The following is a 16,074-nucleotide window of genomic DNA, read 5'->3' as shown; positions in this document are numbered from 1 at the left end:
AAGAAGCGTCGTCACAAATTCGAAACAGTTCTCACTTGAGCACATAAGCGTATATTTTCTCCGCTTCCATCTGGTATCCGGCGTCGGCCAGTTCGCTGCTGGAGGCTTTAACCTGCATCTTTCCCTCGATCCAGTAAGGTTGGTAGAGGTCCTCCACGCGCACACCCATTTCGCTGAAGATGTGCACGATCTGGTTCGACGGCGGGGGTGGCACATGGATGCAGGCGCCGTAGTAAGGCACCAGCAAGAATTCCGTGGTGCGGCCTTCTTCGCTCACTTCCAGCGGCACGATATAGCCGGGGATCTTGACCTGCTGGCCATCGAGGCTTTTCACCACTGGGGCATTGGGCGCCTGTTGTTGTGCCGGTGGCGCGGATTCGGCCGACAGCGCGTTGCTCAGCTGCGACATGTCGTGCAGCGGTGCCAGTTGTGGCGGGATGACCGGCGCGCCTTCGGGAATCAGCGCAGGCCAGTCCAGTTCGCGCACCTCGCCCGCCCACACAGGGGCGGCGAGGAACAGGATCGATAGCAGTAGTACGCGGAGCATGGTGCGTTCTCAAAGGTGAATGGACAGGCCATCGGCCAGCGACTGCCGGTAGGCCCGCCAGGCCGGTACGCTGCCCATCAGCAGCGCTGCGCCAAGGATGATAGCCAGCAGCGTCCATTCATGTGCACTGGGCAGGGCCAGGGGCAGGTACAGCCCGTAGTTGGCCTGAACGTAGCCCTGGGCCAGGGCGATGCCCGCATACAGCAACCCAAGCCCCGCCACGATGCCCGTCAGCGCCAGCGCCAGTGCTTCGAGCACCAGCAGCCCGGCGATATGCCACGGCCGTGCGCCTACCGAGCGCAGGATCGCCATTTCCCGGCGGCGTTCGTTGAGGCTGGTGAGGATTGCCGTGAGCATGCCGATCAAACCGGTCAGCACCACGAACAACGACACCACGAACAGTGCCTGTTCCGCAGTGCCCATCAGGCTCCACAGCTCCTGCAAGGCAACCCCAGGCAGGATCGCCAGCAACGGCTCGCTGCGGTACTCGTTGATCTCGCGCTGCAGGCTGAAGGTGGCGATCTTGTTGTTCAGGCCGAGCATGAATGCGGTGATCGCTGCTGGCTGCAGGTCCATGGTCCGCGCCTGTTCGGCACTGATGCGCCCGGCACCGCGGGCGGGTACGCCGTTGTGCCAGTCGATGTGGATGGCCTCCATGCCGCCGAGGCTGATGTGCAAGGTACGGTCGACCGGCGTGCCGGTGCGCTTGAGCACGCCGACCACGGTGAACGGTTTGTCGTCGTGCTTGACCAGGCTGATCGCGGCGACACCGTGCGCCAGTACCAGCTTGTCGCCGAGCTTGTAGTGCAAGGCGTCGGCCACTTCGGCGCCGAGCACCACCTCGAACGGGTCGCTGGCGAATTCACGGCCCTGGCTCAGTTCCAGATGTTGCTTGCGGCCGTACTGGTAATGGCTGAAGTAATCGGTAGTGGTCCCCATCACCCGATAACCACGGTGCGAATCGCCCAGCGAGATGGGGATCGCCCACTTCACCCTTGGGTCCTGGGCATAGTGCTGATAGCTGTCCCAGCGGATGTTGTTGGTGGCATTACCGATGCGGAACACCGAGTACAGCAGCAGGTTCACCGAGCCCGAGCGGGCGCCGACGATCAGGTCGGTGCTGCTGATGGTGCTGGCAAAGCTGGCGCGCGCTTCGGTGCGCACGCGTTCGACGGCCAGCAGCAGGCACACCGACAAGGCGATGGCGAAAGCGGTGAGGAATGCGGTGAAGCGGCGGTTGGCCAGGCTGGCCAAAGCTAGGCGGAGCAGATACATCAGGCCTCCCGGGGGGGCTTGGCGGCGCGGTTGAGTTCGGCCAGGGACAGGTGACGGTCGAACAGCGGTGCCAGGCTCTGGTCATGGCTGACGAACAACAGGCTTGAGCCGGCCGCGCGGCACTCGTCGAACAGCAGGCGAATGAAGACTTCGCGGGTGTCGGCATCCAGCGCTGAGGTTGGCTCGTCGGCAATCACCAGTTCGGGTTGGCCGATCAGTGCACGTGCCGCGGCGACGCGTTGCTGCTGGCCGATCGACAGGCTGCCGGCGCGCCGCGCGAGCAGCGCCGGGTCGCCCAGGCCCAGGTGCGCCAGCAGTTCGCTGGCGGCCTGGTCGACGCTGCCGTGGCGCTGGCTGGCGCGCTCGGCGCGGCTGCGCGAGAAGCGGCAGGGCAGCTCGACGTTCTCGCGCACCGAAAGGAACGGCAACAGGTTGAACTGCTGGAAGATGTAGCCGGTGTGGTCCACCCGGAAGCGGTCACGGGCACCTTGGCCGAGCAAGGCGAGGTCTTGCCCAAGTAGTTGGATACGCCCCTGGTCCGGCCGGTTGACCCCGCCGAGCAGGCCCAGCAGGGTGGTCTTGCCACTGCCGCTGGGGCCCTTGAGGAACAGCGCTTCGCCGGCCTCCAGGCGCAATGCCGGAATATCCAGCAGCGGCGCCTGGCCGGGCCAGGCGAACACCAGGTCCTGCAGTTCAATCAACGCCTGGCGCATTTCAGAACGCGACCACGGCCTTGGCCGGCGAGGTCTCGACGCCTTTCTGGCCGTTCGGGCCGATCAATTGCACGTTGATTTTCTGGGTGGCCGGGAAGGCCTTGTACAGCGGGGTGAGGTCGATCTGGGCAAGTTTTTCGGGGGTGGCGCAGGTCAGCTGGTAGTGGGCATTGATGTCGCTGTGGACGTGACCTTTTTCATGCTCGTCGCCGTCGTCGTCAGCCTTGGCCGCATCGCCGAACAGCGGGCTTTCCAGTTCTTGCTGGTCTTCCTTGCAGCCGGCGGCCGAGGCCAGGGCGAACAGCTTCAGGGGCTGTTCGAGCTGCTGGCGCACGGCGGCAACCTTGGCCTTGTCAGCGTCGCTGCTGGCCATGTGCTCGAAGCCGACCAGGTTCATCGCCGGGCTGTCCAGTTCCAGTTCCAGGGTGTTGCCGTCGAGTACGGCATTGAGCTTGGCCACGCCATGCTCGTGGGCGCCAAGGGTGCCGTGGGCGTGATCGTGGTCATGTTCGTCGTGGGCATGGGCCACGGCCAGGGGCAACAGGGCGAAGGGCAGGGCGAGCAGCAGACGACGCATGGACGACTCCGGGAGCGAGCTGGAAGATAGGGTTATGTTATAACAACTTTTCTTCGTGCCGCCAGCCTGTGTGGCGCAGGTTTCATGTTGCGGTAGCATGGCTGCATTGAACTGAGCTCAAGGAACGCATCGTGAGAATTCGTGGACAGATTGGTGACTGGCCAGTAGACCTGACCATCGAGCTGGAGCCGCAGGAGTGGGCGCAGTTGGGGCGGCAGATCGAAGTGCCCGTGGCTCAGCCGGTAGCCACCGCAGCGGCACCACGCCAGGATGACGGGCAGTGGCATGCGGCCCGTGAGGTGCTGCGCCTGGCAGGGCAGATGAGTGGGCCGGAGTTGCTCGACCGGCTGGAAGGGTTGGCCGGCAGTACGGCAGCGGGCAAGCGGCTGCTGGTGCGCTTGAGGCACAGCAGCGAGGTGAAGGTAGAGAGCGGCGTGGATGCGCCGGTGTATCACTGGGTGGGGTGAGCCTGTCTGTTCGGGCCCTTTCGCTGGGCAAGCCAGCTCCTACAGGAATATGCGTACCTTTGTAGGAGCGGGCTTGCCCCGCGAACGAGGGCGAAGCCCTCGCAACGGGTTTCAGGTCAGAACATCGCCGAAGACAAGCGCCGGCGATACACGCCCACCAGCGGATGATCACTGCCCAGCAGCTCGAACACCTGCAGCATCGCCTTCTGCGGCAAGCCGTTCTCATACCCGCGATTACGCTGGAACAGCTTCAGCAACCCGTCCAGCGCCGCCTCGTACTGCTGGCGTGCCAGCTGCTGGATGCTCAGCTGGTAAGCCGCCTCGTCATCCTGTGGGTTCTGCGCCAGGCGGCTCTTCAGGTCGGCGACTTCCGGCAGGCTGGCGGCCTGGCGCAGGAAGGTCAGCTGGGCCTTGGCACCGGCCAGTGCAGCCTTATGCTCATCAGTCTTGACCGCATCCAGTACCACCTGGGCCTCGCCCAGCTCGCCACGCTCGGCCAGGCAGCGGGCATAGTAGATCAGCGCTTCGGCATTGCTGTTGTCTTCACCCAGCACTGCTTGCAGCAGGGCCTCAGCCTCAGCGAAACGGCTTTCGGCGAACAACGCCTTGGCCTGCTCCAGTGGCGAAGCGGTCGGTGCGGCCGGCAGCTGCACATGCGGTTCGAGCATGGCGCGGATCGCCGACTCCGGCTGGGCGCCGGCAAAACCGTCCACCGGCTGGCCATCCTTGAACAGCACCACGGTCGGCAAACTGCGGATGCCGAACTGGGCCACCACCTGCTGCTCGACGTCGCAGTTGATCTTGGCCAGCAGCAGCTCGCCCTGGTAACCCTCGGCGATCTTCGCCAGCAGTGGCATCAGCGCCTTGCAGGGCGCGCACCACTCGGCCCAGAAGTCGACCAGTACCGGCTTGTGGAAGGAGTTCTCGATCACCAGTTGCTGGAAGGTGGCATCGGTGGCATCGAAGATGTAGGGCAGATCTTTACTAGCAGCTTGGCTCATCGCGACTCTCGCAAATCCGTGATTCGCACCACTATAAAGGCTCGCGGCTGGCGTGGTACAGGCTGACCCGGCGGAATTCGTGCGGCTCGGCCAGGTCCGGCAAGGTCAGGGCTTCGAGCACGCCAAGCTGGCGGTACAGCGGGTGGCTGAAATCACGCACACGCGAGTCGGCCACCAATGCCTGGCGACCACGGCCAATGAAGGCATCGAGCAACGGCAGATTGGCGCGGTCGTATAACACGTCAGCGACCAGGATCAGGTCGAAGCGGTCGGCTTCGGCGAAAAAATCGCGGCTATAGCCTAGCTCGACAGCGTTGAGCTGAGCGTTGGCGCGGCAAGCTTCCAGGGCCAGCGGGTCAAGGTCACAGGCGACCACTTCGAGCGCTCCGGCGCGGGCGGCGGCGATCCCGGCGATGCCGGAGCCGGCACCGAAGTCCAGCACACGCTTGCCGGCGACCCACTCGGGGTGCGCCGCCAGGTAGCGGGCCATGGCCAGGCCGCTGGCCCAGCAGAAGCTCCAGTACGGCGGTTCTTCGAGGATGCGCCGGGTTTCCTCGCTGCTGAAGGCGCGGTCCATGTTCTGATCATCGATCAGCCACAGCTTCAGTTCGCACTCAGGCAGCTCGCTGACGACGAGGCGCGCTTCGCCGATCAGGCCGCTGAGGGCCTGTTGCAGGGCAAGCGGCGCCACTTACGGCGTCTTCTCGAAGCGCAGCGGGCCGGTGGCTTGGGTCTGGGCCTGGATGATGCGCACGGGGGGCAAGTGCATGATCAGCTGACCAGAGCTGCTGGCACGGCCGCGCAGCTCGACGCGGGCGCCGGCGGGGAAGGCCTCGGGGTTGAAACGCAGGTGGTAGGGCAGGGCCTGGCCGGTGCCGGTCAGGGTGCTGCTGGCCAGCAGCTGTTGCGGGCGGTCGCGGTCGTCGATCACCAGCAGTGCCAGTTCCACGTCGGCGCCGGCGGGAATTTCCAGCAAGGTGCCGCTCAATTCACGCTGATAGGCCGGCAGCGGCCCAAGCGGTTCGGCGTTTTTCGCCACCTTGGCCACTACTGGCGCGGGGACTGCTTCGGTCTTGGGGCGGTCACTGCCGCAGGCGGCGAGCAGGGAAGCGCAGCACAGCACGACGAGCGCACGAAGATGCATGGGTGGGTCCTTCACGGGCAGAATTGTATGGATGTTAACCCCTTTGGCTTGTCTTGCCAGTGCAATGCGCTACCATGGCCCTCCCTTTTTTTGTTGCCTGCCCACCATGCACTGTCCCTTTTGCGGTGCCAACGACACCAAGGTCATCGACTCGCGTCTGGTCGCCGAGGGCGAACAGGTGCGCCGCCGCCGTGAATGCGTCGCCTGCGGCGAGCGCTTCACCACCTTCGAAACCGCCGAGCTGGTGCTGCCCCGGTTGATCAAGCAGGACGGCACGCGCCAGCCCTTCGATGAAGAGAAGCTACGGGCCGGCATGCAGCGTGCGCTGGAGAAGCGCCCGGTCAGCATCGAGCGCCTGGAAGCGGCGCTGGCGCATATCAAGAGCCGCCTGCGCGCCACTGGCGAGCGCGAGGTCAAGTCGCTGGTAGTGGGCGAAATGGTCATGGCCGAGCTGCGCAAGCTCGACGAAGTGGCCTACATCCGCTTCGCCTCGGTGTACCGGCGCTTCCAGGACCTCGACGAATTCCGCGAAGAAATCGACCGCCTGGCCCGCGAGCCAGCTAAAGAGTGAGCATGCCCAGCCAGACCGCGATCCTCGATGCCCATTACATGGCCCGTGCGCTGGAGTTGGCGCGCAAGGGCGTGTACACCACCCACCCCAACCCGCGTGTGGGTTGCGTGATCGTCCGCGATGGCGAGGTGGTCGGTGAGGGCTGGCACGTTCGAGCCGGCGAGCCCCATGCCGAAGTGCATGCCCTGCGCCAGGCCGGTGAGCGGGCCCGCGGTGCCTGCGCCTACGTGACCCTGGAACCGTGCAGCCACCATGGCCGCACCCCGCCGTGCGCCGAGGCGCTGGTCAAGGCTGGTGTGGCTCGGGTGGTTGCCGCCATGCAGGACCCCAACCCGCAAGTCGCAGGCCAAGGCCTGCGGCGCCTGGCCGATGCCGGCATCACCGTGGCCAGCGGCGTGCTCGAAGCTGAGGCTCGCGCCCTCAACCCTGGCTTCCTCAAGCGCATGGAGCATGGCCTGCCGTTCGTCCGCGCCAAGTTGGCGATGAGCCTGGATGGCCGCACCGCGATGGCCAGCGGCGAAAGCCAGTGGATCACCGGGCCTGCTGCCCGCTCGGCGGTGCAGCGTCTGCGCGCCCGCTCCAGCGTCGTGCTGACCAGTGCGGCCAGCGTGCTGGCCGACAACGCGCGGATGACCGTGCGTGGCACCGAGCTGGGTCTGGACGCCGAAACCACCGCCCTGGCGCTGAGCCGCACGCCGTTGCGCGTGCTGATCGACGGCCGCCTGCGCCTGCCGCTGGACGCACCGTTCTTCCAGGCCGGCCCGGCGCTGGTGGTGACCGCTGTCGCGGATGACCCGCGCTATGCCGCTGCCGGCCACGAATTGCTCAGCCTGCCAGGCGACAATGGCCAGGTCGACCTGCCAGCGTTGCTGCAGGCACTGGCCGCCCGTGGCGTCAACGAGATCTTGCTGGAAGCCGGTGCCGGCCTGGTCGGCGCCTTTGCCCAGCGGGGCCTGATCGACGAGTACCAGCTGTTCGTCGCCGGCACCTTCCTCGGCTCCCAGGCCCGGCCGTTGCTGGACTGGCCGCTGGATACGATGAGCCAGGCACCGCGGCTGAAAATCACCGAAATGCGCGCAGTGGGCGATGACTGGCGGGTCACGGCCATCCCGCTGCCGACGCCCGGCGTATAATGCCGGGCTTGCCCCGCGCAACCCGTTTCTGAGGAAGTCCCCATGTTCACCGGCATCATCGAATCCATCGGCACCATCCGCAGCCTGACCCCCAAGGGCGGTGACGTGCGCGTCTACGTCGAAACCGGCAAGCTCGACCTGGGTGACGTCAAGCTCGGCGACAGCATTGCCGTCAACGGCGTGTGCCTGACCGCCGTCGAGCTGCCGGGCAATGGGTTCTGGGCCGACGTCAGCGTCGAGACCCTCAAGCGCACCGCGTTCATCGACCTCAAGAGCGGCAGCAAGGTCAACCTGGAAAAAGCCCTGACGCCAACCACCCGCCTGGGCGGCCACCTGGTCAGCGGCCACGTCGACGGCGTCGGCGAAATCATCTCGCGCAGCGATAACGCCCGCGCCATCCAGTTCCGCGTGCGTGCGCCCAAGGAACTGGCCAAGTACATCGCCCACAAGGGTTCGATCACCGTCGACGGCACCAGCCTGACGGTCAACGAGGTCAATGGCGCCGAATTCGAGCTGACCATTGTCCCGCACACCCTGTCCGAAACCATCATGGCCGACTACCGCGCAGGGCGTCGGGTCAACCTTGAGGTCGACTTGCTGGCCCGTTACCTGGAGCGTCTGTTGCTGGGCGACAAGGCTGCCGAACCGAGCAAGGGCAGTGGCATTACCGAAAGCTTCCTGGCCGCCAACGGCTTCTTGAAATCCTGATTGAGAAGGGGGTGCCGAGTGGCGCTCAACAGCATCGAAGAACTGGTCGAAGATATCCGCCAGGGCAAAATGGTCATCCTCATGGATGACGAAGATCGCGAGAACGAAGGCGACATCATCATGGCAGCCGAATGCTGCCTGCCTGAGCACATCAACTTCATGGCCAAGCACGCCCGCGGCCTGATCTGCATGCCGATGACCCGCGAGCGCTGCGAGACCCTGAAGCTGCCGCTGATGGCGCCGCGCAACGGCTCGGGCTTCGGCACCAAGTTCACCGTGTCGATCGAAGCCGCCGAAGGCGTCACCACCGGCATCTCCGCTGCTGACCGCGCGCGCACCGTGCAGGCTGCCGCCGCGAAGGACGCCAAGGCCGAAGACATCGTCAGCCCAGGCCACATTTTCCCGCTGATGGCCCAGCCAGGCGGCACCCTGGCCCGCGCCGGCCACACCGAGGCTGCCTGCGACCTGGCGCGCATGGCCGGCTTCGAGCCGAGCGGCGTGATCTGCGAAGTGATGAACGACGACGGCACCATGTCGCGCCGCGCCGAACTGGAAGTGTTCGCTGCCGAGCACGGCCTGAAGATCGGCACCATCGCCGACCTGATCCACTACCGTATGATCCACGAGCGCACCGTGCAGCGTGTCTCCGAGCAGCCAGTGGAAAGCGAGCTGGGCGAATTCAACCTGGTCACCTACCGTGACGCGGTGGAAGGCGACGTGCACATGGCCCTGACCCTGGGCAAGATCTGCGCCGAAGAGCCGACCCTGGTGCGCGTGCACAACATGGACCCGCTGCGCGACCTGCTGCTGGTCAAGCAACCGGGCCGCTGGAGCCTGCGTGCGGCCATGGCCGCCGTGGCCGAGGCGGGCAGTGGCGTGGTGCTGCTGCTGGGCCACCCGCTGGACGGCGACGTGCTGCTGGCGCACATCCGCGAAAGCGCAGGCGATGCACAGGCCAAGACGCCGACCACCTACAGCACCGTCGGTGCCGGTTCGCAGATCCTGCGCGACCTCGGTGTGCGCAAGATGCGCCTGATGAGTTCGCCGATGAAGTTCAATGCGATATCCGGATTCGATCTGGAAGTTGTAGAATACGTGCCCTCCGAGTGACTTGAGGCGGCATTGACGCCCTCTGCTCGAGTCCAGACCCCTGTCGAGGCCGCTTGTATGCGGCCTCGCTCTTGAAGATGAGAATATCGGAATGACCCTGAAGACCATCGAAGGTACCTTCATCGCCCCCAAAGGTCGCTATGCTTTGGTGGTTGGCCGCTTCAACAGCTTCGTCGTCGAAAGCCTGGTAAGCGGCGCTGTTGATACCCTGGTACGCCACGGTGTCAGCGAAAGCGACATCACCATCATCCGTGCCCCGGGTGCGTTCGAAATCCCGCTGGTGGCACAGAAAGTCGCCCAGCAAGGCGAATACGACGCGATCATCGCCCTGGGCGCCGTGATCCGTGGCGGTACCCCGCACTTCGAATACGTGGCGGGCGAATGCACCAAGGGCCTGGCCCAGGTGTCCATGGAGTTCGGCGTACCGGTGGCCTTCGGCGTTCTGACCGTCGACTCCATCGAACAAGCCATCGAGCGCTCCGGCACCAAGGCTGGCAACAAAGGCGGTGAAGCTGCCCTGTCCGCTCTGGAAATGGTCAGCCTGCTGGCGCAGTTGGAGGCCAAGTGATTAGCGACGAAAGCGATCGTTTCAACCCGCGCGATCCAAAACCTGCGGATGCCGGCAAGCCATCGAAGAGCGCCAAGCGCCGCGAAGCCCGCAAGCTCGCGACCCAGGCCCTGTATCAGTGGCACATGGCCCAGCATTCGCTGAACGAGATCGAAGCGCAGTTCCGGGTCGATAACGATTTCACCGATGTCGACGGTGCCTATTTCCGCGAGATCCTGCATGGGGTTCCGGCAATCAAAGGCGAAATCGACGGCGCGCTGAAGCCGTGCCTGTCCATCGCACTGGAAGAGCTCGACCCGGTCGAGCTGGCCGTGCTGCGCCTGTCCACCTGGGAGCTGATCAAGCGCGTCGACGTACCGTACCGCGTGGTAATCAACGAAGGCGTGGAACTGGCCAAGGTCTTCGGTGCCACCGACGGCCATAAGTTCGTCAACGGCGTGCTGGACAAGCTTGCTCCGGCCCTGCGTGAAGCAGAAGTCAAGGCGAACAAGCGCTGATCCTGGCGCTGCCGGCCCATGGGTGAGTTCGAGCTGATCAACCATTACTTCGCCGCCGCGCCCTGTGCGCAGGGCGGTGAGGGCGTGGCCCTGGGTATCGGCGACGACTGTGCCCTGCTGGACCTTCCACCCGGTGAACAGCTGGCGGTATCGACCGACACCCTGGTCGCCGGTGTGCATTTCCCCGCTGTCTGCGATCCGCAGCTGCTTGGCCAGCGCTCGTTGGCCGTGGCGGCCAGTGACCTGGCAGCCATGGGCGCAACGGCGATCGGCTTCACCCTCGCCCTGACCCTGCCTGATGTCGGCCCCGATTGGCTGGCGGCCTATGCCAACGGCCTTAGCCGCATGGCTCACCGTTGCCGCATGAGCCTGATCGGTGGTGACACCACCCGTGGTCCGCTGAGCATTACCGTCACCGTGTTCGGCCGCGTGCCGGCCGGCCAGGCGTTGCGCCGCAGCGGCGCGCGGCCGGGCGACCTGCTGTGCGTCGGCGGTTCGCTGGGCAAGGCGGCAGGGGCATTGCCGCTGGTACTGGGTGAGCGCGAGGCACCGGCCGAGCAGGCCCAGCCGCTGCTCGACCACTACTGGTCGCCGATGCCGCAGTTGAACCTTGGCCAGTTGCTGCGCGGCCGGGCCACGGCGGCGCTGGACATTTCCGATGGCCTGCTCGCCGATTGTGGGCATATCGCCAAGGCGTCCGGGGTCGCACTCGAGGTGAACCTGGCGCAAGTGCCAGTGTCTCCTGCTCTTGAGGCTTTCCTCGGCCACGATGCGGCCCTGCAGGCAGCGCTGACCGGCGGCGACGACTACGTACTGGCTTTCACCCTGCCGCCTGCAGCGCTTGCTCTGCTGACCGACCTCGGTTTCGCCGAAGTGCACGTCATCGGTCGTGTGCTCGAAGGCCAGGGCGTGACCCTGCGCGACCCGCAGGGCCAGGACATCACCCCGGTTCAACGGGGCTATCAACACTTTAGGGAGACACCGTGACCGACCACCCCAACCAGGTGCCTGCGGAGTTCGTTCCGCCATCGGTCTGGCGCAATCCGTGGCACTTCATCGCGTTCGGCTTCGGCTCCGGCACCCTGCCCAAGGCCCCCGGCACCTGGGGTTCGATGGTAGCCATCCCGTTCATCCCGCTGTGGCAGATGCTGCCCGACTGGGGTTACTGGCTGCTGCTGGGCGTGACGATGCTGTTCGGCTTCTGGCTGTGCGGCAAGGTCGCCAACGACTTGCGCGTGCACGACCATGAGGGCATTGTCTGGGACGAGATGGTGGGCATGTGGATCACCCTGTGGCTGGTGCCGGAGGGGTGGCAGTGGATCCTCGCCGGGTTCCTGATGTTCCGCTTCTTCGACATCCTCAAGCCATGGCCGATTCGCTGGATCGACCGGCATGTGCATGGCGGTGTCGGGATCATGCTCGACGATATCCTGGCCGGTGTATTCGCTTGGCTGGGCATGCAGCTTCTGGTGTGGGCGGTAGGCTGATTCAGGGAGCGTTTCGATGGCCATAAGGACTGTGCTGCTGGCAATGATGCTGAGCTTTGCCCCCTGGGTAATGGCGGCTGAGGCGCTACCGAAGCAGATTCACCTGGTCAGCGAAGAATGGATTGACTACACCAATGCCGATGGCACTGGCGTGGCCTGGGATGTGCTGCGCAAGGTGTTCGAACCTGCCGGGGTCAAGGTGGTGCCCCAGAGCGCGCCATACAGCCGTGCGGTTGGCCTGGTCAAGCGTGGCGAGGCGGATGCCTGGGTTGGGTCGTACAAGGAAGAAAACGACGACAACCTGTACCCGCGCTGGCATTTCGATATGGACCACATCTACGCCCTGGGCCTGGCCAGCAAGCCCGTGCCGACCCTGGCCACCGTGGGTCAGTACCGCCTGGCTTGGGTGCGCGGCTATGACTACAGCGGTTACCTGCCCAACGCGCACAACTTCCGCGAAATCCAGCGCCGTGAAGGCATCTTGCCGATGCTTGAGCATGAGCGGGTGGATTTCTACATCGATGCGCAGACCGAAGTCGACTATGTACTCGGGCAGGCCTCGCAGCCGAAGCGTTTTCGCAGTACCCATGTGGCCGAACTGCCGTTGTACCTGGCGTTTTCCAAGAACGAACGCGCCAAGGCCCTGCGCGACTTGTTCGACAAACGCATGGCCGAACTGGTGCACAGCGGCGAGTTGAAGCCGATCTTCGAGCACTGGAAGCAGCCGTATCCGTTCACGATTGATAGCAAGCCGCAATAAGGCCTCTTTCTGATGGCCTGCGCGGTCCCCTGTGGGAGCGGGCGAGCCCGCGAAGCAGGCGACACAGTGCATGGCACCGGCTCTCCCGGTGTTCGCGGGCACGCCCGCTCCCACAAGGATCGTGCAGGGCTCGAAGCCCAGCCCCGACTAAGCATCGAACTTTTCGATCTTAAGCCGCGGTATTCAACGAGCGCACACGCGGCGACCTGCTGATACAATCGGCGCACGAGAAATTTCCTACTTATCCAGGAGCACAACGTGCCCGTCGTCTTTGTTGCCGCCTCGAAACTCCCGACTCCCTTTGCGATTTTCACCATGCATGGCTTTCTTGACGAAGCCACTGGCCGTGAGCACGTGGTGCTCAGCCTGGGTGATTTCGCCGACGGCGAGCCGGTGCTGGGGCGCCTGCATTCCGAGTGCCTGACCGGCGACGCCCTGTTCAGCCAGCGCTGCGACTGCGGTTCGCAGCTGGAAGCCGCGCTGCAGGCAATCGCCCGCGAAGGCCGTGGCGTGCTGCTTTACCTGCGTCAGGAAGGCCGTGGCATCGGCCTGTTGAACAAGATCCGCGCCTATGAGCTGCAGGACGGTGGAGCCGACACCGTCGAGGCCAACGAGCGCCTGGGCTTTGCCGCCGACCAGCGCGACTACGCCATGTGCCTGCCGATGCTGGAACACCTGGGCGTGAAATCGCTGCGCCTGATGACCAACAACCCGCGCAAGGTCAAGGCACTGACCGACATGAACATCAAGGTCGCCGAGCGCGTGCCGCTGCACACCGGGCAAAACCCGCACAACCGTTACTACCTGGCGACCAAGGCCGGCAAGCTCGGTCACATGCTGGGTAACGAACACCAGGGCGAGGTGCCTCAGGCGTGACCCGCGGCGAGGTCAAGCGGCGCCTGGCGCTGGCTTGGTGGCAGTACCTGGCGGTCGGCCTGGTGCCGCTGCCGGTCATGGCCTGGGCCTTTGGCGGCGGCGATGCGCTCATCCCGGTGCTGGCGATGCCGCTGTTCATCGCCGGTGCCGCAACCATGTTCCTCAGCCTGCCGCGCTTCGGCGCCTACAAGCGCGCGTTGATCGCCACCTCGAAGGTGCTGGGCACGGCTGAAGAACCTGCCGCCTGGATCACCCTGGCGCGGGTGCGGCGCACGGCCATGCTGTTCGCCTGCTTCCCGGCCTGGGTCGCTGCGCTGTCGGTGCTGGTCGGGTTGGAGGCGGTGCCGCAGATTCTCCTGGCGTTGTCCACCGTGGTGCTGCTTTACCTCTACCGCATTCCGCGTCAGCTGGGCTGATGCGCATCCTGCTTTGCCTGCTGGCGCTGCTGGCTCTCACTGCAAGGGCTGGCGAGCCCTTGCGCGTGGTCAGCCTCGCGCCGTCCATGAGCGAAATCATGCTCGAACTGCACGCCGACGACCTGCTGGTGGGTGTGCTCGATGGCGGCGAGCGACCGCAAGCGCTGCAACGGCTGCCCTCGGTCGGCCGCCAGGGCCAGCTGGACATGGAAACCTTGCTCAGCCTCAAGCCCGACCTACTGCTGCTCTGGCCCGGAAGCGTGGCGCCGGCCCAGCGCGACCAGCTCAAACGCTTGGGCATTGCCACTTACAGCGCCGAACCCCACGACCTGAATCAGCTGCTCGAGCAGATCGAGGCGATTGCCGTGCGCGTTGGGCGGGGCGAGCAAGGCCGGCCCCACGTGCAGGCCCTGCGCGAGCGCCTGCAGCAACTGCGTCAGCAGTACCGGCGCGAGCAACCGTTGCGGGTGTTCTACCAAGTGTGGGACCGGCCACTGTACACCCTGGGCGGGCAGCAGGTGGTCAGCGATGCCCTGGCGGTGTGCGGGGCGCGCAATATCTTTGCCGACCTGAGTCAGCCCGCACCGCAGGTGAATGTCGAGTCGGTGCTGATGCTGGACCCGCAGGTGATCCTGGCGGGTGACGAGGCGCAGCTGGCGAGCTGGAAGGCCTGGCCACGGCTGAGCGCTGTGGCAGGCAATGGCTTGCTGGTGGTGCCGGACAAGGGCCTGGAGCGGCCCAGCGGGCAGATGATCGAAGCCACCGCCCGCCTGTGTGCGCTGCTGGCGGCTAGAGCGCCGGCGTCCAGGTGACGCTGAACAGCGCGGTGCGGCCTTCTTCGCGGTAGCCGTAGCTGGCCCCGTCGAAGCTGTACAGTGCCCGGCTGTAGTCCTTGTCCAGCAGGTTATCCAGCTTCACTTCCAGTTTCAGTTCCCCAGTTGCCATCCAGCCTGCTCGCAGGCCCAGCAGGCCGTAGCCGCCAAGTCGATTGCGGTTGGCTTCGTCATCGTAGCTGGCGCTCACGGCCTGCCAGCTGGCGCCTACATTGAAGCGTTCGAACTGGCGGTCCAGATCCAGGCTCAGGGTGCGCCGAGCGCGGCGGGCGAGGGTATGGCCACTGTCGCGATCGCGTGGGTCGATCAGCGCCAGCCCAAGCTGGCTGCGCCATGCACCCCATTGCTGGTCGAGTGCCATTTCCAGGCCGTTGATGCGCGCCGAAGCCACATTCTGTGGGATCGAGTCCTGGCCGAAGATGATTGCATCGCGCAGGTCGGTGCGGTACAGCGAGGTTTCCAGGCGGCTGTCGTGGGTGAGCTGGCTGCGCCACTGCACTTCATAGCTTTTTGAGCGTTCGGGCTTGAGGTCCGGGTTGCTGAACTGCGGGTAGTACAGGTCGTTGAACGTCGGGGCACGGAAGCCTTCGCTGTAGGACAGCAGCACATCGTTGCGGGCATTCAACGGCACGGTGAGGCTGCCGCTCCAGGTGGTCTGGCCGCCAAACTGCTGGTTCTGGTCGCGCCGAACGCCAACCTCGGTAGAAAAGTCTTCGCCGCTGTAGCGATGCTGGATGAAGGCCGCACGGTTCCAGCGGCTGTCCTCGGTAAAGTCGGTGCTGCCATGCACGCGGTCTTCGTACCAGTCACCGCCCAGCAGCAGGTTGTGCCGATCGGCCAGGGCCAAGTCGTTCTGCCAGGTGACCTGATCGCGGTAGGTGTTGAACACGAAACGCTCGTCGCTGAGCTTGTCGCGCTTGTCGTCACGGTTTTCGCTGTGGGCAAGTTCCAGGCGCGAATGCCAGAGGTCGTTGAGCTGAGCATCGAAATAGCTGCCCAGGCTGCTGACGCCGAAGTCGGTGTAGGGTTTTTGTCCGAAGCTCTGGAAGGTGACCGGGTCGAAGCGGCCGAACGGATTGTCGTATTCGCTGCGGCCGCGGCTGTCGAGCAGGTTCAGGCCGGCTTCGAAGCGCTCGCTAAAGGTATGGCTCAGGCTCAGGTTGAGCGATTTGTTGCGGTAGGCGTCGTGGTCGCCGTCACTGGCAAACGACGGCCCGGTCGAGTCGATTCCTGCGGTCTCATCGAGGCTGGCGCCAAGGTTGAACCGTGTGGCGTCGTCGCCGCCGGACAGCCCCAGGCTACGCTGGAAGGTCTGGTTGCTGCCCGCCGCCAGGCGCAGGCGCGGTTGCAGGCCAAGGCCGCTGCTGCGGCGGGTGAAGATCTGGATCACC

The 16,074-nt window shown here is 65.1% G+C and carries 21 protein-coding genes; 13 read left to right on the top strand and 8 right to left on the bottom strand.

All coding sequences use genetic code 11. The annotated features are described in order from the left end of the window. Positions 1-31: 31 nt before the first annotated feature. The 4 genes from APH28_RS12140 to APH28_RS12125 are packed head-to-tail and all read right to left on the bottom strand — an operon-like array spanning position 32 to position 3,112. The gene (locus APH28_RS12140; RefSeq protein ID WP_060509642.1) at positions 32-547 is read right to left on the bottom strand and encodes a DUF3299 domain-containing protein; all 516 of its coding nucleotides are present in this window, start codon (positions 545-547) and stop codon (positions 32-34) included. Positions 548-556: 9 nt separating this feature from the next. Next, positions 557-1,822, bottom strand: coding sequence for an ABC transporter permease (locus tag APH28_RS12135; protein WP_060509640.1), 1,266 nt, complete (start codon positions 1,820-1,822; stop codon positions 557-559). Then, positions 1,822-2,535 (bottom strand): ABC transporter ATP-binding protein, encoded by a 714-nt coding sequence (locus APH28_RS12130; protein WP_060509637.1) that lies wholly within the window; start codon positions 2,533-2,535, stop codon positions 1,822-1,824. Before APH28_RS12130 ends, APH28_RS12135 begins: the two co-directional genes overlap by 1 nt. Before the next feature lies 1 nt (position 2,536). Then, the gene (locus APH28_RS12125) at positions 2,537-3,112 is read right to left on the bottom strand and encodes a DUF2796 domain-containing protein (RefSeq protein WP_060509635.1); all 576 of its coding nucleotides are present in this window, start codon (positions 3,110-3,112) and stop codon (positions 2,537-2,539) included. 131 nt (positions 3,113-3,243) lie between these two features. On the opposite strand from APH28_RS12125, the gene APH28_RS12120 reads away from it, so the two are divergent. Then, the gene (locus APH28_RS12120) at positions 3,244-3,579 is read left to right on the top strand and encodes a hypothetical protein (protein WP_060509633.1); all 336 of its coding nucleotides are present in this window, start codon (positions 3,244-3,246) and stop codon (positions 3,577-3,579) included. A gap of 116 nt (positions 3,580-3,695) precedes the next feature. On the opposite strand, the gene trxA is transcribed toward APH28_RS12120, so the two are convergent. Genes trxA through APH28_RS12105 form a run of 3 tightly spaced genes read right to left on the bottom strand, consistent with a single transcriptional unit; the run spans position 3,696 to position 5,724 of the window. After that, positions 3,696-4,580, bottom strand: a complete 885-nt coding sequence (trxA, locus tag APH28_RS12115) for a thioredoxin (protein WP_060509631.1) — start codon at positions 4,578-4,580, stop codon at positions 3,696-3,698. Between the two features lie 31 nt (positions 4,581-4,611). Further along, on the bottom strand, positions 4,612-5,271 hold the full coding sequence (locus APH28_RS12110) for a methyltransferase (RefSeq protein WP_060509629.1): 660 nt from the start codon (positions 5,269-5,271) through the stop codon (positions 4,612-4,614). After that, positions 5,272-5,724, bottom strand: a complete 453-nt coding sequence (locus tag APH28_RS12105) for a YbaY family lipoprotein (RefSeq protein WP_060509627.1) — start codon at positions 5,722-5,724, stop codon at positions 5,272-5,274. Positions 5,725-5,830: 106 nt separating this feature from the next. Between APH28_RS12105 and nrdR the strand changes: the two genes are divergently transcribed. The 12 genes from nrdR to APH28_RS12045 all read left to right on the top strand — a co-directional run bounded on the left by nrdR (position 5,831) and on the right by APH28_RS12045 (position 14,662). Continuing rightward, positions 5,831-6,295 carry a transcriptional regulator NrdR gene (nrdR, locus tag APH28_RS12100; RefSeq protein WP_054886565.1) on the top strand — a complete coding sequence of 155 codons (465 nt, stop codon included), beginning with the start codon at positions 5,831-5,833 and terminating at the stop codon, positions 6,293-6,295. Between the two features lie 2 nt (positions 6,296-6,297). Next, on the top strand, positions 6,298-7,428 hold the full coding sequence (gene ribD / locus APH28_RS12095; RefSeq protein ID WP_060509625.1) for a bifunctional diaminohydroxyphosphoribosylaminopyrimidine deaminase/5-amino-6-(5-phosphoribosylamino)uracil reductase RibD: 1,131 nt from the start codon (positions 6,298-6,300) through the stop codon (positions 7,426-7,428). A 42-nt stretch (positions 7,429-7,470) separates the two neighbouring features. Beyond that, the gene (locus APH28_RS12090) at positions 7,471-8,136 is read left to right on the top strand and encodes a riboflavin synthase (protein WP_016497780.1); all 666 of its coding nucleotides are present in this window, start codon (positions 7,471-7,473) and stop codon (positions 8,134-8,136) included. Positions 8,137-8,154: 18 nt separating this feature from the next. Continuing rightward, a complete protein-coding gene (gene ribBA, locus APH28_RS12085) occupies positions 8,155-9,246 on the top strand; it encodes a bifunctional 3,4-dihydroxy-2-butanone-4-phosphate synthase/GTP cyclohydrolase II (protein ID WP_060509623.1) in 1,092 nt (363 codons plus the stop codon). A 91-nt stretch (positions 9,247-9,337) separates the two neighbouring features. Continuing rightward, positions 9,338-9,814: a 6,7-dimethyl-8-ribityllumazine synthase gene (ribE, locus tag APH28_RS12080; RefSeq protein ID WP_027917814.1), complete on the top strand. Its 477-nt coding sequence runs from the start codon at positions 9,338-9,340 to the stop codon at positions 9,812-9,814. Next, entirely contained in the window at positions 9,811-10,311 is a 501-nt protein-coding gene (gene nusB / locus APH28_RS12075) for a transcription antitermination factor NusB (RefSeq protein ID WP_060509621.1), read from the top strand. The genes ribE and nusB overlap by 4 nt, the downstream gene beginning before the upstream one ends. Positions 10,312-10,329: 18 nt before the next feature. Continuing rightward, positions 10,330-11,298 (top strand): thiamine-phosphate kinase, encoded by a 969-nt coding sequence (thiL, locus tag APH28_RS12070; RefSeq protein WP_060509619.1) that lies wholly within the window; start codon positions 10,330-10,332, stop codon positions 11,296-11,298. Continuing rightward, entirely contained in the window at positions 11,295-11,798 is a 504-nt protein-coding gene (locus APH28_RS12065; RefSeq protein ID WP_008092362.1) for a phosphatidylglycerophosphatase A, read from the top strand. The genes thiL and APH28_RS12065 overlap by 4 nt, the downstream gene beginning before the upstream one ends. Before the next feature lie 16 nt (positions 11,799-11,814). Further along, positions 11,815-12,558 (top strand): ABC transporter substrate-binding protein, encoded by a 744-nt coding sequence (locus APH28_RS12060; RefSeq protein WP_060509617.1) that lies wholly within the window; start codon positions 11,815-11,817, stop codon positions 12,556-12,558. Between the two features lie 258 nt (positions 12,559-12,816). Then, on the top strand, positions 12,817-13,434 hold the full coding sequence (gene ribA / locus APH28_RS12055) for a GTP cyclohydrolase II (protein ID WP_060509615.1): 618 nt from the start codon (positions 12,817-12,819) through the stop codon (positions 13,432-13,434). After that, positions 13,431-13,850 carry a hypothetical protein gene (locus tag APH28_RS12050; protein WP_060509613.1) on the top strand — a complete coding sequence of 140 codons (420 nt, stop codon included), beginning with the start codon at positions 13,431-13,433 and terminating at the stop codon, positions 13,848-13,850. Before ribA ends, APH28_RS12050 begins: the two co-directional genes overlap by 4 nt. Continuing rightward, a complete protein-coding gene (locus APH28_RS12045) occupies positions 13,850-14,662 on the top strand; it encodes a cobalamin-binding protein (protein ID WP_060509611.1) in 813 nt (270 codons plus the stop codon). Before APH28_RS12050 ends, APH28_RS12045 begins: the two co-directional genes overlap by 1 nt. On the opposite strand, the gene APH28_RS12040 is transcribed toward APH28_RS12045, so the two are convergent. Continuing rightward, positions 14,640-16,074, bottom strand: a 1,435-nt coding sequence (locus APH28_RS12040) for a TonB-dependent receptor domain-containing protein (RefSeq protein WP_060509610.1), incomplete at its 5' end; no start/stop codon positions are given. The two genes, APH28_RS12045 and APH28_RS12040, sit on opposite strands and share 23 nt — an antisense overlap.

It is taken from the genome of Pseudomonas sp. NBRC 111124 (assembly GCF_001320245.1).
Lineage (GTDB): Bacteria > Pseudomonadota > Gammaproteobacteria > Pseudomonadales > Pseudomonadaceae > Aquipseudomonas.
Note: the sequence above shows the minus strand (reverse complement) of the source record. Positions and strands in the feature narration are given on the sequence as shown.